16 protein-coding genes are annotated in these 14,716 nt (G+C 75.7%); 4 read left to right on the forward strand and 12 right to left on the reverse strand.

The features are described 5' to 3' along the window. Positions 1-42: 42 nt before the first annotated feature. From AMPC_RS13660 to dtd, 4 genes are all read right to left on the reverse strand, one after another. Positions 43-888 (reverse strand): prephenate dehydrogenase, encoded by an 846-nt coding sequence (locus AMPC_RS13660; protein WP_248341832.1) that lies wholly within the window; start codon positions 886-888, stop codon positions 43-45. Beyond that, positions 885-1,262, reverse strand: coding sequence for a chorismate mutase (aroH, locus tag AMPC_RS13665; RefSeq protein WP_248341833.1), 378 nt, complete (start codon positions 1,260-1,262; stop codon positions 885-887). The genes AMPC_RS13660 and aroH overlap by 4 nt, the downstream gene beginning before the upstream one ends. A gap of 266 nt (positions 1,263-1,528) precedes the next feature. Further along, the gene (locus tag AMPC_RS13670; RefSeq protein WP_248341834.1) at positions 1,529-1,873 is read right to left on the reverse strand and encodes a histidine triad nucleotide-binding protein; all 345 of its coding nucleotides are present in this window, start codon (positions 1,871-1,873) and stop codon (positions 1,529-1,531) included. Positions 1,874-1,946: 73 nt separating this feature from the next. After that, a complete protein-coding gene (gene dtd / locus AMPC_RS13675; protein WP_248341835.1) occupies positions 1,947-2,396 on the reverse strand; it encodes a D-aminoacyl-tRNA deacylase in 450 nt (149 codons plus the stop codon). A 195-nt stretch (positions 2,397-2,591) separates the two neighbouring features. Here dtd and AMPC_RS13680 point away from each other — a divergent pair, with 195 nt between their 5' ends. Further along, positions 2,592-3,620: an arginine N-succinyltransferase gene (locus AMPC_RS13680; RefSeq protein WP_248341836.1), complete on the forward strand. Its 1,029-nt coding sequence runs from the start codon at positions 2,592-2,594 to the stop codon at positions 3,618-3,620. A gap of 31 nt (positions 3,621-3,651) precedes the next feature. On the opposite strand, the gene AMPC_RS13685 is transcribed toward AMPC_RS13680, so the two are convergent. After that, positions 3,652-3,933 (reverse strand): DUF6665 family protein, encoded by a 282-nt coding sequence (locus AMPC_RS13685; RefSeq protein ID WP_248341837.1) that lies wholly within the window; start codon positions 3,931-3,933, stop codon positions 3,652-3,654. A gap of 73 nt (positions 3,934-4,006) precedes the next feature. On the opposite strand from AMPC_RS13685, the gene AMPC_RS13690 reads away from it, so the two are divergent. After that, the gene (locus AMPC_RS13690) at positions 4,007-4,330 is read left to right on the forward strand and encodes an FKBP-type peptidyl-prolyl cis-trans isomerase (RefSeq protein ID WP_248341838.1); all 324 of its coding nucleotides are present in this window, start codon (positions 4,007-4,009) and stop codon (positions 4,328-4,330) included. A gap of 97 nt (positions 4,331-4,427) precedes the next feature. Here the strand turns inward: AMPC_RS13690 and AMPC_RS13695 are convergent, their stop codons facing one another. From AMPC_RS13695 to argC, 5 genes are all read right to left on the reverse strand, one after another. Next, positions 4,428-5,111: a glycine cleavage system protein H gene (locus AMPC_RS13695; RefSeq protein ID WP_248341839.1), complete on the reverse strand. Its 684-nt coding sequence runs from the start codon at positions 5,109-5,111 to the stop codon at positions 4,428-4,430. 400 nt (positions 5,112-5,511) lie between these two features. Continuing rightward, positions 5,512-6,234, reverse strand: coding sequence for a hypothetical protein (locus tag AMPC_RS13700; protein ID WP_248341840.1), 723 nt, complete (start codon positions 6,232-6,234; stop codon positions 5,512-5,514). A gap of 14 nt (positions 6,235-6,248) precedes the next feature. After that, positions 6,249-7,280 carry a sensor histidine kinase gene (locus AMPC_RS13705; protein WP_248341841.1) on the reverse strand — a complete coding sequence of 344 codons (1,032 nt, stop codon included), beginning with the start codon at positions 7,278-7,280 and terminating at the stop codon, positions 6,249-6,251. Between the two features lie 70 nt (positions 7,281-7,350). After that, complete coding sequence (gene argB, locus AMPC_RS13710; RefSeq protein WP_248341842.1) at positions 7,351-8,166, reverse strand: acetylglutamate kinase; 816 nt, start codon at positions 8,164-8,166, stop codon at positions 7,351-7,353. Then, positions 8,163-9,221, reverse strand: a complete 1,059-nt coding sequence (gene argC / locus AMPC_RS13715; protein WP_248341843.1) for an N-acetyl-gamma-glutamyl-phosphate reductase — start codon at positions 9,219-9,221, stop codon at positions 8,163-8,165. The genes argB and argC overlap by 4 nt, the downstream gene beginning before the upstream one ends. A gap of 64 nt (positions 9,222-9,285) precedes the next feature. On the opposite strand from argC, the gene AMPC_RS13720 reads away from it, so the two are divergent. Then, the gene (locus AMPC_RS13720) at positions 9,286-10,446 is read left to right on the forward strand and encodes a M20/M25/M40 family metallo-hydrolase (protein WP_248341844.1); all 1,161 of its coding nucleotides are present in this window, start codon (positions 9,286-9,288) and stop codon (positions 10,444-10,446) included. A 163-nt stretch (positions 10,447-10,609) separates the two neighbouring features. Then, the gene (locus AMPC_RS13725) at positions 10,610-11,761 is read left to right on the forward strand and encodes a DUF4382 domain-containing protein (protein ID WP_248341845.1); all 1,152 of its coding nucleotides are present in this window, start codon (positions 10,610-10,612) and stop codon (positions 11,759-11,761) included. Between the two features lie 77 nt (positions 11,762-11,838). On the opposite strand, the gene AMPC_RS13730 is transcribed toward AMPC_RS13725, so the two are convergent. Both AMPC_RS13730 and AMPC_RS13735 read right to left on the reverse strand, forming a co-directional pair. Further along, positions 11,839-13,488 carry an ATP-binding protein gene (locus AMPC_RS13730; protein WP_248341846.1) on the reverse strand — a complete coding sequence of 550 codons (1,650 nt, stop codon included), beginning with the start codon at positions 13,486-13,488 and terminating at the stop codon, positions 11,839-11,841. Then, complete coding sequence (locus AMPC_RS13735; protein ID WP_248341847.1) at positions 13,472-14,614, reverse strand: iron-containing alcohol dehydrogenase; 1,143 nt, start codon at positions 14,612-14,614, stop codon at positions 13,472-13,474. The genes AMPC_RS13730 and AMPC_RS13735 overlap by 17 nt, the downstream gene beginning before the upstream one ends. Between the last annotated feature and the right edge of the window lie 102 nt (positions 14,615-14,716).

Below are 14,716 nucleotides of genomic sequence, written 5' to 3' on the forward strand. Positions count from 1 at the left end.
CGAACCCCCCATCCCGGGGCTCAATGCAGTTTCCCCGCACCATCAGAACAGCTCCTCCCGGAAGGCGCGGGCCTCCTCGAGCGCGGCGCGGGCGCCGTCGGGCGAGGTGGCGATGTCGGCGAGGATGCGGGCGAGCCGCTCCTGGAGGCGGCGGGCCGTCTCGGGCAGGTGGGCGTTGCGGCGGGCCACCTCGCCCTGGATGTCGAAGGCGAAGCCGGCGAGGCGGGTCATCCCGTCGAGGCCGGGGCCGGCGAGCGCGGCGGCGAGCGGCCCCGCCTCCTTGACCGCGAGCGTGAGCGCGCAGGCGACCAGGTACGGCAGGTGCGAGACCATCGCCACCGCGGCGTCGTGCTCGGTGGCGGTGCAGCGGAGCACCTCCGCCCCGAGGCCGCGGTGGAGGGCCTCGACGCGGCCGAGCGCCTCCGGGGAGGCGTCGTCGGTGCAGAGCGCCACCGTGCCGCCCTGCCAGCGGTCGGCGCGGGAGCTGTCGAAGCCGCCGCGGCCGCCGAACATCGGGTGGCCGCCCACGAACTCCACGCCCGGCCGGACCTCGCGCCGCGCCGCCGCCAGCACCCGCTCCTTGGCGCCGCCCACGTCGGTGAGCACCGCGCCGTCGGGGAGGAGGCGCGACACCGGGCCGAGCAGCCCCTCGATGGCGGCGATGGGGGTGCAGAGCGCGACCAGATCGCACTCGGCGAGCGCCGGGCCGGCCTCGGCGAGCGCCAGGTCGGCGACGCCCTCGGCGAGGGCCCGGGCGCGGACGGACCCGTCGGGCTCGACCGCGACCACCCGCGCGCCGGGCGCGGCGGCCTTGAGGCCGCGGGCGAGGCACCCGCCCATGAGCCCCAGCCCGACGACGCCGAGCGAGCGCGGGAAGGGCCCGGTCACGCCGGGGCTCCGGCGGGGCCGGTGAAGAGGTCGGGCCGGAGCGCCCGCGCGCCGCCCAGGTACACGTGGCGGACGCCGGCGCCGCTGCCGCCCTCGACGTGCAGCAGCACCCGCACCACGCGCGGCAGCGAGCCCGGTACCGGGATCTCCTGCGAGCAGATCATGGGCACCCGGGACCAGCCGCCCGCCTCGCGGGCGGCCCGGGCGGGGAAGTCGGCGTCGAGGTCGTGGGTCACGGTGAAGATCGCCCAGACGATCTCGTCCTGGGAGAGCCCGTTCTCCTCGTTGAGCGCGCGGCAGAGCTCGACCACGCCGTCGTAGATGGCCTCGACGGTGTTGGACGCGATCTGCGTGGCGCCGCGGATTCCGCGCATGGGGGTCGGGCAGTATACCGGCGCGCGCGAACCGGGTCCACGCGGGAGGGCGGCAGCACGAGTCAGGGAGGGGCCCCGCCGGATAGCGTGCAAGCGACGAGCGGAGCGAGGCGCGCAGCGCGCTCGGCTCCGGCGCAGCAGGGTGGGGCCCCGCCGGGCTTTGCCTGGCGGGGCGGGGCGCAGCCCCGTTTCACCGGCCGGGGCAGCGCCCCTCCCCGCCGGATAGCGTGCAAGCGACGAGCGGAGCGAGGCGCGCAGCCCCCTTTCTAACCAGGAGGCCAACCGAACGCGCGCCCGCCGAGCAGGTGCAGGTGGAGGTGGAACACCGTCTGGCCGGCGTCGCGGTTGCAGTTCATCACCGCCCGCCAGCCGCGCTCGGCGAGGCCGCGCTCCTTCGCGATCTTCGCCGCCACCCGGTGGAGCTTTCCCACGACGGCCTCGTCCTCGGGCGCGAGGTCGTTGAGGGTCGCGACGTGCTTGCGCGGGACCACGACCACGTGCGTGGGCGCCTGCGGGTTGATGTCCTCGAAGGCGACCGTGTCGGGGTCCTCGTGGACCAGCTTCGCCGGGAGCTGCTTCGCCGCGATCTTGCAGAAGAGACAGTCGGACATGCGGCGGAGCATAACGCGGCGCCGGCGCGCCGGCGGGGCGCATCGGCGGCGCCCCGGCGCGGGCGGGGCCGGCCTAGAACAGCTTGCCCGAGTCGAGCAGGATCGTGACCGGGCCGTCGTTCACGAGCTCCACCTGCATCTCGGCGCGGAAGACGCCCTGCGCGACCGGCAGCCCCTTCTCGCGCAGGAGGGCGCAGACCCGCTCGTAGAGCCCGTTCGCCGCCTCGGGCTGCGCGGCGTCGCTGAAGCCGGGGCGGTTCCCCTTGCGCGCGTCGCCGAGCAGGGTGAACTGCGAGACCACCAGCAGCCCGCCGCCCACGTCGGCCACCGAGCGGTTCATCTTGCCGGCCTCGTCCTCGAAGATCCGCAGCGCGGCGAGCTTGTCGGCGACGAAGCGCGCGTCCTCCTCGAGGTCGCCGGCGGCGACGCCGAGGAGCACCAGCAGCCCCCGCTCGATCCGGCCCACCACCTCGCCCGCCACCCGCACTTCCGCCCGGGTCACCCGCTGGACGACGACGCGCATGCGGTCTGGATGGCACGTCCGGGGGCGCGCGGCAACCGCGGCGCGGGGGGCCGCAGGCCGCCCCTCCCCCGCCCTCCCCGCCCGAGCGGGGAGGGAGTGCTGCTCTTCCCCTCTCCCGCGGAGCGGGGGAGGGAAAGGGAGGGGGTGAGACGCGCGGCGCCCCGCCCTACCCTTTCGGCGCTATGTTGACGGGGCATGTACCTCCTCCGGGACGCCCAGAAGAGCGACTCGAAGCAGTTCCAGGCGCTCGCCTCGGTCCTCAACTCGGTGAACCTCCCGAACGAGGAGCGGTCCCTCGCCGAGATCCTCGACCACTCCTGCCGCAGCTTCCAGGGGCGCATCCGCGACCCGCTCGGCCGGATGTACGTCTTCGTCCTCGAGGCGCCCGGCGGCGAGCTCTGCGGCACCTCGATGCTCATCGCGCAGCACGGCACGCGCGAGTCGCCCTGCACCTTCTTCGACGTGTCCACGCGCGAGCGCTACAGCTCCACGCTCGACCGCCACTTCCGGCACCAGGTGCTCTCGATCGGCTACCACTACGACGGGCCGACCGAGATCGGCGGCCTCGTGGTCCACCCGGCGGCGCGCGCCAGCCCGGACCGCCCGGGCAAGCAGCTCAGCTTCGTCCGCTTCCTCTACCTCGCCATGTTCCGCGACCGCTTCCGCGACACCGTGCTCGCGGAGCTGATGCCGCCGCTCACGCCGGAGGGCAAGAGCCTGTTCTGGGAGAGCCTCGGCAAGCGCTTCACCGGCCTCGAGTACCAGGAGGCCGACAAGGCGAGCCGCGAGAACAAGGAGTTCATCCAGCAGCTCTTCCCGCCGGGCGACCTCTACGCCACCCTGCTCCCGCCGCGCGTCCAGCGGCAGCTCGGCGCGGTGGGGGCGGCGACGGAGCCGGTGCGGCGGATGCTCGAGGCGATCGGCTTCCGCTACGTGAACCGGATCGACCCGTTCGACGGCGGCCCGCACTACGAGGCCCGCACCGACGAGATCGGCCCGGTGCGCGCCTTCCGCCGCGGCCGGGTCGCGGCGGAGCCGCTCCGCCCCGCGCCGCTGGAGCGGCCGAAGCTCGTGGGGCTGGCGCGGCCGGAGGGGAAGTGGCGCTTCCGGGCGGTGCGCGCCCCGGCCCGCTTCGACGGCGACGAGGTGCTCCTCACGCCCGAGGCGCGCGAGCGGCTCGGGGTGACGACCGGCGACCGGGTGGGGGTCATCCCGCTCGAGTGACGCGCCGCCGGCGCGGCACCGCACGGCCGGCTCAGCCGCCCCGCCGCCGCGGCCCCATGGCGAGCCGCACCTCGCGCGGCACCCGCAGCACCTCGTAGAGCACGTCGTGGCGCGAGATGCCCACCGCCTCGCGCTGCACCACCACGTACCAGAGCAGCTCCGCGGCGCGGGCGAGCCGCTCCTCGCGATCGGCTCCGGCCTCCTGGAGCTCGGCGAGCGCGAGCTCGAGCCGCTCCACCAGGCGGGAGAGCGTGCCGGCCCGCTCGCCGACCAGCTCGTGCTCGACCCGGGCCTGGCCCTCGGCGCTCGCCATGAGCGGTTCCTAGCGCTTGGAGGCCGGCGGCGCCGCGGTTACATTCCGGCGCTCCACCGAACCGGGAGCGCGCATGGCGAAGCCGAAGATCGAGGAGCTGGTGAAGGGGAAGGGCGCGGAGGCCGTCCGCGGCAAGAAGGTGCAGGTCCACTACACGGGCTGGCTCACCGACGGCACGAAGTTCGACTCGTCGGTGGGGAGCGATCCCTTCGAGTTCGAGCTCGGCGCCGGCGAGGTCATCGAGGGCTGGGACCGCGGCGTGGCCGGCATGAAGGTGGGCGGCAAGCGCAAGCTCACGCTCCCGCCCGAGCTCGCGTACGGCGCCGCCGGCGCCCCGCCCGCCATCCCGCCCGGCGCCACGCTGGTGTTCGAGGTGGAGCTGCTCGCGGTCTACTGACGCCCGGACGCGACGCGGGGAGGAGCAGCGCCCCTCCCCGCGTTCCGCTTCCGGCGGCGCCCTCCCGGCGGAGCGGCCACGCTCCGGCGGCGAGCGCCTAGCTCCTCAGGAACTCGCGCGCCACCTCGTCCCAGCGCTCCGGGTCGAGCTCGCGGGCCATCCCCGCGATGGGCGCGCCGCCGTCGGCCAGCGCCTGCCCGAGCTCGGGCTCGATGCGGGCGGAGAGCGCCTCGCCGGCCTGGGCGAGCAGCCGCCGCGCCGCGCCGCCGCCGAAGAGCTGCTTCGCGTTGGCGCCGAAGCGGGCCGGCCGCACGCGGTAGAGCCACCCCTCGCCGTACGGATCGGCGAGCCGCGCCGGATCCTCGAGGACCGCCCGGTTCACCTCCACCACCTCGCCGTCCACCGGCGAGAGCAGGTCCACCGACCGGCCGCCGTCGCCGAGGGCCACCGCCGCGTCCCCCTGCGCGACGCGCGTCCCGGGCGCCGGCAGCTCGACCCTGGCCGCGCCGACCAGCTTGTGGGCGAAGTCGTCGAGCCCCACGGTGACGGTCCCGTCGCCGGCGAGCCGGGCCCAGGCGTGGCCCGGGTGGAGCAGCAGCCCCTCCGGCAGCGTGAACCAGCTGGCGATGGCCGGCTTCCAGTCGAGGCGGCGGACCACCTCCGGCGCGCCGGCGCCGCCCTGCACGTAGCGCCAGAAGAGGACGAAGCCGGCGAGGTACGCGACCGCGGTGCCGTACTCGAGCAGCTTGGCTGGATAGACCGCCAGGAATTCGTGCGTCATGGGGGGCCTCCTTCTCGAGCCTCCGTGGGCTAGTGGTGCGCGACGAGGGTGGAGAGACCGATGACCGCGAATCCGCAGATTCCGAACGCGACGACGAGGATCATGACCCGCTCCTTCCTTGCTCCGGTGCGCTGCAGGGCTGCTGTCGAGCGCTGATTGAGCAAGGGCCGAGCCAGCTCGCCAGCGCCTGGTCGCCGCGCGCCGTTTCGCATGAAAGACCGGCGGCTTTCGCGGATCGCGCTCCGGCGCCGTTGAATTGTTCACCGTTGAGCGGCTCACCGCGCGCAGAGGCCGTCTGGGACCGGCTCCTCGCGCATTGATGAGCAATTCCGCCGCGGGGCGTGGATCTGATCAGGAATTCACCGCACCGTCGGGAAACTCGACAGTCCGAGCCCTCGGCTCACCGCGACGCGAGCGGGACCGCGCGCCGGCTCGCGCCGTACGCCGCCGGGCGAAGCGCGTGGACGAAGCCCACCGGACGGAGCCCGCGGCCTGCCCGGAAGGGGTGAAAACGGGCGGCTCGCGCCTCCCCCTCCAGCGGCGACTCCAGCCGGATCCGGATCACCGGCTCCCACCGCCCCTGGAGCTTCAGCTGCAGCTCGAAGCGGGCCGCCCCGGCCTCGACCGCGCGCGCCAGCCGCGACCAGCGGTCGGGGCCGTCGGGCGAGCCGCCCGGTCCGAGCAGCCGGAGCCACCCCTCGCCGACCGCGTCCATCCGGAAGGGGGAGACCGCGTAGTAGTCGTTCCCCAGGAAGTCGTGCTGGTCGGTGGTGAGCGGCGCGAGGAGCGTCGTCCACGGGTGGCGGATGGTGGCGAGGAGGAGGTCCTGATCCCGCGCCGAGGGGCTCCCGTCCTCCTCGACGAAGCGGAGCGCGCACCCGAGCACGTCGGGCAGCTCCCGCCCGCCGCGCCACCAGGCGTTGGAGAGCCGCGCCACCACCGGGCCGGCGAGCCGCTCCGCCAGCCGGCCGGCCCCGCCGCCCTCGGCCAGCCGCTCGGCGCGGGCCCGGTAGAGCGCCCCGCGCGGGTGGAAGAAGCGATCGCGCCGCAGGAGCCCGCCGACCCAGACCAGCGGCGCGAGCCCGAGCCCGGCCACCCTCCCCGCCACCTCCCGCGCCCGCATCCTGCAAAGCTGCGTCAGGCGCGCGGGAGCGGCAGGCTGAAGGAGAACGTGCTCCCCTCCCCCGGCCGGCTCTCGACCCACATGCGGCCGCCGTGGGCGTCCACGATCCCCTTGGCGATGGCCAGCCCGAGCCCGGTGCCACGGTAGCGGGCCGACTTGGCCCGCCAGTAGCGGTCGAAGATGTGGGGCAGGTCCTCCTCGCGGATCCCCGGGCCGCTGTCGCGCACCTCGAAGATCACCACCTCGGCCTCGGCCCGCGCGCGCAGCGCGACGAAGCCGGCGCCGGTCGCCTGCACCGCGTTCATGGCCAGGTTCCCGAGCGCCTGCACGACCCGGTCGCGGTCGCAGGGGAGCTCCACCGGCTCGGGGCCGGCGTCCCAGGAGACCTCGAGCCCCTTCTTCTCGGCCGCCGCGCGCACCGCCTCGGCCGCCTCGCGCACCAGCGCCTCGGCGGGCCAGGGCGCCGGGCGGACCGAGAAGCGCCCCGACTCGATGCTCGACAGGTCGAGCAGGTCGTTGATGAGCCGGTCGGCGCGCTGGGCGTTCCGCTCGATCATCGCGGCGTGCCGGCGCACCTTCTCGCCCGGCTCCCCGGGCGGCGCGGCCGCGGCGGCGTTGCGGGCGGCGAGGAGGATGGTGGCGATGGGGTTGCGCAGGTCGTGCGACACCACCGCCATCACCTCGTCGCGCTGGCGGCGGGCCCGCTGCTCCTCGCGGTAGAGGGCGTCGTGCTCGCTGGCGAGCCGCTCGGCCCGCAGCCGCGCCTCGCGCGCCGCGCCGCTCATCACCGCCACGCCGATCGCCACCGCGACGTAGATGGCGAGCGTGTGCAGCTCGTTGCGGTTGGCGATGCGGAGCGCGCCCGGCGCGCCGAGCAGGAGGTAGTCGGTGGTCCCGGCGGTGAGGGCGGTGGCGAGGAGCCCCGGGCCGCGACCGCCGAGCAGGCCCGAGCCGGCCACCGCCGCGAGGAGGAGGAAGTAGCGCGTGCCCTCGAACACGCCCGCGAAGAGGAGCGTGAGCGCCAGCGCCGCGAGCGAGAGCGCCACCGCCGTTCCGTAGGCGGCGGGGCGGTTCTCGATCGGGCCGACCGGGACCGGCGAGAGTTGCGGGCTCAGCTCACGCCTCCAGCACCGTGCCCACGCTGCCGGGCTCGAGCACCGCCCGCAGGAGCTCTCCCGGCGAGAGCTTGCCGACGATGACGATCGACCGGGCGCCGCGCGCCAGCACCTCGAAGGACTCCTCGAGCTTCGGGATCATGCCGCCGGAGATGCTGCCGTCGGCGACGCCGCGCGCGAAGTCGGCCCGCGTCATCCGCGGCACCCGGCTCGACGGGTCCTTCACGTCGCGCAGCACCCCCGGCGTGGAGGTCACGAGCACGAGGGCGTCGGCGCGCAGCGCCGCGGCGAGCTGGCTCGCCACGGTGTCGCCGTTGATGTTGAGCGGCTGCCCGGCGGCGTCGCAGCCGAGGCAGGCGAGCACCGGCACGTAGCCGCGCTCCTGCAGGTCGCCGAGGAGGGGCAGGTTGAAGCCGGTGACGTCGCCCACGAGCCCGAGGTCCACCGGGTCGGGGCCGGCGCCGGTCATGACCTGCGGCGGCCGCCGCGCCGCCTGGAGCACGTGGCCGGAGGCGCCGTGCAGCCCCACCCCGACCACGCCGTGGGCGAGGAGCTTCGCGCACAGGTCCACGTTCACCTTGCCGGCGACCACGTACTTCATGACCTCGAGCGTGGCCGGATCGGTGTAGCGGCGCCCCGCCACCATGCGGGTCTCGAGCCCGAGCGTCTTCTGGAGGGCGGAGGCCTGCGGCCCGCCCCCGTGCACGACGGCGACCCGGTGGAAGCCCTCCACCAGCGCGCGCACGTCCTCGGCGATGGCGTCGGCCTCCGGGCTCGACACCACCTCTCCACCGACCTTGACGACGACGTTCTTCATGGGGGCCACGGTCCTCGGTCCTCGAGCGAGAGCGTCTCGTCGAGGCCCAGCACGAGGTTCATGTTCTCGATCGCCTGCCCCGCCCCGCCCTTCACCAGGTTGTCGAGGGCGCAGAACAGGGTGGCGGTGCGCCGGCCGCCGAGCGCCGGGCCGGCGGCGAGGCCGACCTCGGCGTAGTTGGAGCCCGAGACCGCCGCCACCTCCGGCAGCCGCCTCGCCGGGACGCGCACGAACGGCTCCCCGGCGTAGGTCTCCTGGTAGAGCCGCCGCAGCCGCTCCTCGGTCCAGGCCTCCGGCACCTCGACGAAGCAGGTGGAGAGGATGCCGCGCCCGAGCGGCGCGGAGACCGGCACGAAGCGCAGCGCCAGGTCGCGCGCGCCGGCCTGGAGGAGCGCCTCGGCGATCTCGGGCACGTGCTGGTGCTCGAGCGGCTTGTAGGTCTTGAGGTTCGCGGCGCGGACCGGGTGGTGGGTGCCGGCGGAGGGCGCGATGCCGGAGCCGGAGCTGCCGGTGATGCCCTGCACGTGGACCACGCCCTCGAGGAGGCCGGCCCGCGCGAGCGGCAGGAGCGCGAGCTCGATCGAGGTGGCGAAGCAGCCGGGGCTGGCGACGAGCCGCGCCCCGCGCAGCCGCTCGCGGTTGAGCTCGGGGAGGCCGTAGACGAACCGCTCGAGGAGCTCGGGGTGCGGGTGGGCCTGGCCGTAGGCGCGGGCGTAGGCGGCGGCGTCCTTGAGCCGGAAGTCGCCGCTCATGTCCACCACCCGGACCCCGGCGGCGACGAGCTCGGGCATGAGCGTGGCGGAGACCTTGTGCGGCAGGCCGAGCAGCACCACGTCGGCGCCGGCGGCGGCCTCGCGCGGCGGCAGGTTCTCGTAGACGCCCGGCACGCCCTCGAGCGAGGGGTGGGCCGCGGCGAGCGGCTCGCCCACGTGATCGACCGCCGCCACCCGCAGGAGCGCCACCTCGGGGTGGACGAGCAGCCGGCGGATCATCTCCGCGCCACCGTAGCCGGTGCCGCCGATCACCGCCGCCTTGTAGGGTCTCGCCTTCGCCATGGACGCCTCGGTCGGGCGGGCAGTGTAGCGCGCCGGCCGCCCCGGCAGCGGATATAACGAGCCCGTGAGCCCCGGCCCCGAACCCCGCCTCGACCTCGCCCTGCGCTGGCTCGCGGGGCAGCTCCCCGCGATGACCGCGCTCCTCGAGCGGCTGGTCCTCCAGAACTCCCACACCGGCAACCCGGCCGGCGTCGCCGCCGTGGTGGAGGTCGTCGAGGCGCGGCTCCGCGCCCTCGGCCTCGCCACCGAGCGGCTCGCGAGCGCGCGCTTCGGGCCGCACCTCGCCTTCTCCGGTCCGGCCCCGGGCGCGCCGGCGTTCCTCGTCGGCCACGCCGACACCGTCTTCCCGCCGGGCTCGTTCGAGGGCTTCCGGGTCGAGGGCGATCTGGCGCGGGGGCCGGGCACCTTCGACATGAAGGGCGGGCTGGTGGTCGGGCTCTTCGCGCTCGAGGCGCTGCGCGAGGCGGGGCTCCTCGAGCGCGTGCCGGTCCGCGGCATGTTCGTCGCGGACGAGGAGGTGGGCTCGCCCGAGTCGTCGCCGCTCCTCGCCGCGCGGGCGCGGGGCGCCGCCTGCGCGCTCGGCCTCGAGTCGGGCCGCCAGGGCGACCTGCTCGTCACCCGGCGCAAGGGGGTCGGCGCCGTGCAGGTGGAGGCGCGCGGAGTCGCCGCGCACGCCGGCAACGAGCACGAGCGCGGCCGGAACGCCGTCTGGTCCCTCGCGCGCTTCGTCGACGCGGCCCAGGGGCTCACCGACTACGGGAGCGGCGTCACCGTGAACGTCGGCCGCTTCGAGGGCGGGACGAGCAAGAACACCGTGCCCGACCGCGCCCTGGCGCAGGTGGACCTCCGCTACCTCACCGCCGGGGACGGCGACGCCCTCCTGGCGCGGCTCGCCGCGCTCGCCGCCGAGGTGGCGGTCCCCGGCACGTCGATCGCGGTGAGCCGCGGCGCGGCCCGGCCGCCGCTCGAGCGGACCGCGGCCTCGGCGGCGCTCGCGGCCGCGTACGGCGCCTGCCAGGTCGCGGCGGGGCTCGGCAGCGGCGAGGCGCCCCTGGTGGGCGGCGGCTCCGACGCCAACACCACCGGGGCGGCCGGCGTCCCGTCGATCGACGGGCTCGGGCCCCGCGGGGCGGCCTTCCACACCGCCGACGAGCGGATCGAGCTGTCGTCCCTGGTGCCCAAGGCCGCGGCGCTGGTCCGCTTCCTCGCGCGCTCCGCCGCCTGAGGGCGCCCCCGCCGGCAGCCCCTCCCGAGCCCTCCCCACCCCGTGGGGAGGGGGTGCTTCGGGCGCGTGGCAGGGATACTTACACCAGCCCCACGCGGCAGAGCGTGCGGGCGCGCAACCGCTGGCCCTGTCCCGTGTTCAAGCGACCAGGGAGAAACTCACCATGAACCCGATCCGACGCTCCGCCCTCCTCGCCCTCGCCGCCTTCGCGCTGTCCGGCCTCGCCGCCGGCTGCGGCGGCTCCACCTCCGGCTCGACCGGCAGCATGAGCGTCCACCTCGTGGACGCCCCCGGCGACTACCTCCACGTCTCGCTCGACGTCCAGACCATCGAGATCCAGAGCGGCACGAGCGGCTGGATCGTCCTCGGCCACCCGAACAAGGTCATCGACCTGCTCGCGCTGGTGAACGGCCTCAGCGAGGAGCTCGCCAACGGCGCCAGCCTCCCCGCCGGCCACTACGACCAGATGCGGCTCGTGCTCGGCACGGACAACACGGTCACCCTCTCCGACGGCTCGGTCGTGGCGCTCAAGGTGCCCTCCGGCAGCCAGTCGGGCCTGAAGTTCCCCGTGAGCTTCGACGTCGCCGCCGGCACCACCAAGGACGTCTTCATCGACTTCGACGCCCACAAGTCGATCTTCGTCCACGAGGCCGGCCGCTCCGGCAAGTACCTGCTCCGCCCCGTCGTCCGCGCGGTGGACCGCGTGGTCACCGGCTCCATCAGCGGCCTCGTCACCGACGCGACCACCCACGCCCCGCTCGCCGGCGCCGTGGTGACCGCCCAGCAGCTCGACACGACCGGCACGCCGGTGGTGGTGCGCACCGCGCTCACCCAGGCCGACGGCAGCTTCCAGCTCGACCTGCTCCCGGTGAACGCCTCCTATTACGTCGTGACCCAGCCGGTCGTCGGCGGCACCTCCTACGAGGCGAAGGCGAGCGGCCCGCAGGCCCTCACCGCCGCGGCGCCCCTGCCCACGGTGAACCTGGCCTGCGCGGCGGTCTCCGCCACCGGCTCCATCACCGGCGCGGTCACCCCGGCCGCCGGCGACGCCGACGCCGACGCGATCGTGGTCCGGCAGCGGCTCGACGCCGGCACCCTCGACGTCCATCCCTTCGTGGTCCGCGTCACCCTGCCCACCGAGGCGAGCGGCGTCGAGACCTACACGGTGGACGCGCTGCCGCCCGCGACCTACGGGCTCGTGCTCGAGCGCCGCACGGTGGCGAGCGACGGGACCGAGACCACGGCGGCCACCGCCTCCGTCGACGCCGCGGTCCTGGCCGGCGCGCCGATCACCCTGAACTTCACCGCCCCGTAGCGCTCACGCCGACGCGGGCAGCACCCCGGCCCCGGCCGGCCCCTCCGCGGGCCGCGCCGGGGCCGGCGCGTCCGGGGTCAGGGCGCCCGGGCGGCGGCGGCGGAGATCGCGTCGAGGAGCGCCGCCGCCGAGAAGGGCTTCTCGAGGAAGGGCACGCGCCCCTCGCGCAGGAACGCCTGCCCGCGCTCGGAGAAGGCGCCGCCGGTCAGGACCACCATCCGCGCCGCCTGGTCCGGGAAGCGGGCCGCGAGCTTCTCGTGGAAGTCCACCCCGCCGAGATCCGGCATCATCAGGTCGCAGAGGATGGCGTCGAACCGCTCGCCGGCCTCGAGCCGCTCGAGCCCGGCGCGCGCCCGGGAGCAGGGGCGGACCTCGTGCGCCTGCGCCACCATCCGCTCCACCGCCTTGAGGCAGAGCGGATCGTCGTCGATGACGAGCACCCGGAGGCGGCGGGCCTCGGCGGCGCCCCCGGGCCCCGCGGCCAGCCCGCCCGGCGCCTCCCGCCGCGACGGCGGAAGCCGCAGGCGCATCCGGGTGCCGGCGCCGGGGGCGCTCTCGACCTCGAGGCTGCCGCCGAGCGCCGTCACGATGCCGTGGCAGATGGCGAGGCCGAGCCCGGTGCCGAGGCCGGCCGGCTTGGTGGTGAAGAAGGGGTCGAAGATCCGCGGCAGGTGCTCCGGCGCGATGCCGCAGCCGGTGTCGCGCACCTCCACCATGGCGTCGCCGCGCTCGGTCCAGGTGGAGATCCGGATCTCGTTCCGCTCGGCGGCGCCGTCCGGGATGGCCTGGGCGGCGTTGACGAGCAGGTTGATGAAGAGCTGGGTCAGGCGCCCGTCGTTGGCGCGCACCAGCGGGATCTCCTGGTACCGCTTCTCGAGCCGCGCCCGGTGCCGGATGTCGTTGGCGGTCATCGAGGCGGCGATGTCGAGGAGGGGGCGCAGGTCCACCGGCTCGCACTCGTCCGCCTCCGCGCGGGAGAAGACCTTGAGGTCGCGCACGATCCGCTGCACGCGGTCGGCCCCGGCGCGCACGTCCCCGAGCGCCGCCTGGGCGTCGGCGAGGCACTCGTCCAGCCGCGGGCGGACCGCGCCGGCGACCGCCGCGCCGGCGATGGCGCGGATCTCCTCGAGCTTCGACTCCACGTACTCGAGGTTGCCGAGGACGTAGGAGAGCGGGTTGTTGACCTCGTGCGCCACCCCCGCCGCCACGGTCCCGAGCGAGACCAGCCGGTCGGCGAGGGCGAGGCGCGCCTGCATCTGCTGCCGCTCGGTGACGTCGCGGGCCACGATCACCGCCACCGCGTGCCCCTCGAGCCGCACCAGGGTGACGCCGAGCTCGGCCGGGAAGCGGCTGCCGTCCGCCCGCGTGAGCGCGGCGGCGAGCGTCTCGCGGACCTCGCCGGCGTCCTCGCGGGCGAGCAGCGCGCGCAGCCGCTCCCGGTGCGCCGGCGCGAGCCGCGCCTCGAGCGCCCCGCCGAGCAGCGCCTCGCGCGGGAGACCGAGCTGCTGGCAGGCGGAGCCGTTCACGTCGAGCAGGGCCCCGCCCGGCACCTCGGCGAGGAAGATGGCCTCCGTGCTGTGGTCGAGCAGCGCGCGGAACCGCTCCAGCTCCGAGAGGCGCTGCTGCAGCTCCGGGTAGTAGCTCTTCCGGTGCGAGCCCTCGGCGAGCCCCGCCAGCCGCTCGCGGAAGGCCTCCCGGGTGGCCGGATCGTCAAAGCGCGGCTTCATAGATCGCGCGGACCTCGGCCTCGCTGGGGCAGCGGGGGTTGGTGGCCATGCAGGGATCCTCGACCGCCTTGCGGGCGAGGTCGGGGAGGTCCTCGGGCCGGACGCCCACCTCGCGGAGGCGGGGCGCGCCGCCCACCCGGTCGATGAACCCGCGGAGCGCGCCGGTCAGCGCGCGCCGCAGCGCCGCGCCCGCGAGCCCCGCCGCGGCCGCCCCCATCGCCTCCGCCACCGCCCGGTACCGCTCCGGGGCGGCCTCGAAGTTCCACTCCACCACGTGCGGCAGGAGGATCGCGTTGCAGTCGCCGTGCGGCAGGTCCTTCAGGCCGCCCAGGGCGTGCGCCATGGCGTGGACCGCCCCGAGGCTGGCGTTGGAGAAGGCGATCCCGGCGTGGAGGCAGGCCTGCAGGGTGCCGGCGCGGGCGGCGAGGTCGGCCGGGCGCGCCAGCGCCTCGGGCAGGTGACGGACCACGAGCCGGATCGCGTCGAGCGCCAGGAGGTCGGTGATGGGCGCCGCCGCGGTCGAGACGCAGGCCTCGACGGCGTGGCAGAGGGTGTCCACGCCGGTGGCGGCCGTGAGCGCGGCCGGCTGGGTGGTGAGGACGAGCGGGTCGAGCAGCGACAGGTCGGGCACGAGCGTCTTGCCGACGATGGCGATCTTGGTGCGCTGCGCCGGGTCGGAGACGATGGCGAACTGCGAGACGTCGGCGCCGCTGCCGGCGGTGGTGGGCACGCAGACGAGCGGCGGGATGGCGGCCGGGATCCGGTCGATCCCCTCGTAGTCGAGGATCTCGCCGCCGTTCGCGGCCAGGATCCCGATCCCCTTGGCGCAGTCGATGGGGCTCCCGCCGCCCACGGCCACGATGGCGTTGCAGCGCTCCCGCGCGTAGAGCGCCGCGCCGGCCGCCACCTCGGCGGCCCGAGGGTTGGAGGTGACCGCGGTGAAGAGGACGTGCGGCACCTCGGCCTCGTCGAGCGACGCGCAGACCGCGGAGGTCCAGCCGGCCGCCCGCACGCCCGGGTCGCTCACCACGAGCGCCCGCCGCGCGCCGAGCCGGCGCAGGCTCGCCCCGGCCAGCCGGTGCGAGCCGGGGCCGCTCATCACCTCCGGAGCGACGAACTTCCGCAACACATCCATCCGTGGGCCTCCGGTGAGGGCGAGAGCACGGCGCGTGCCGCTCGCCGGCGGGGGAGATCTCGCGAAACCAGCCGGATTCCGGGATTCATCCCG

This window comes from Anaeromyxobacter paludicola (assembly GCF_023169965.1).
GTDB lineage: Bacteria > Myxococcota > Myxococcia > Myxococcales > Anaeromyxobacteraceae > Anaeromyxobacter_B > Anaeromyxobacter_B paludicola.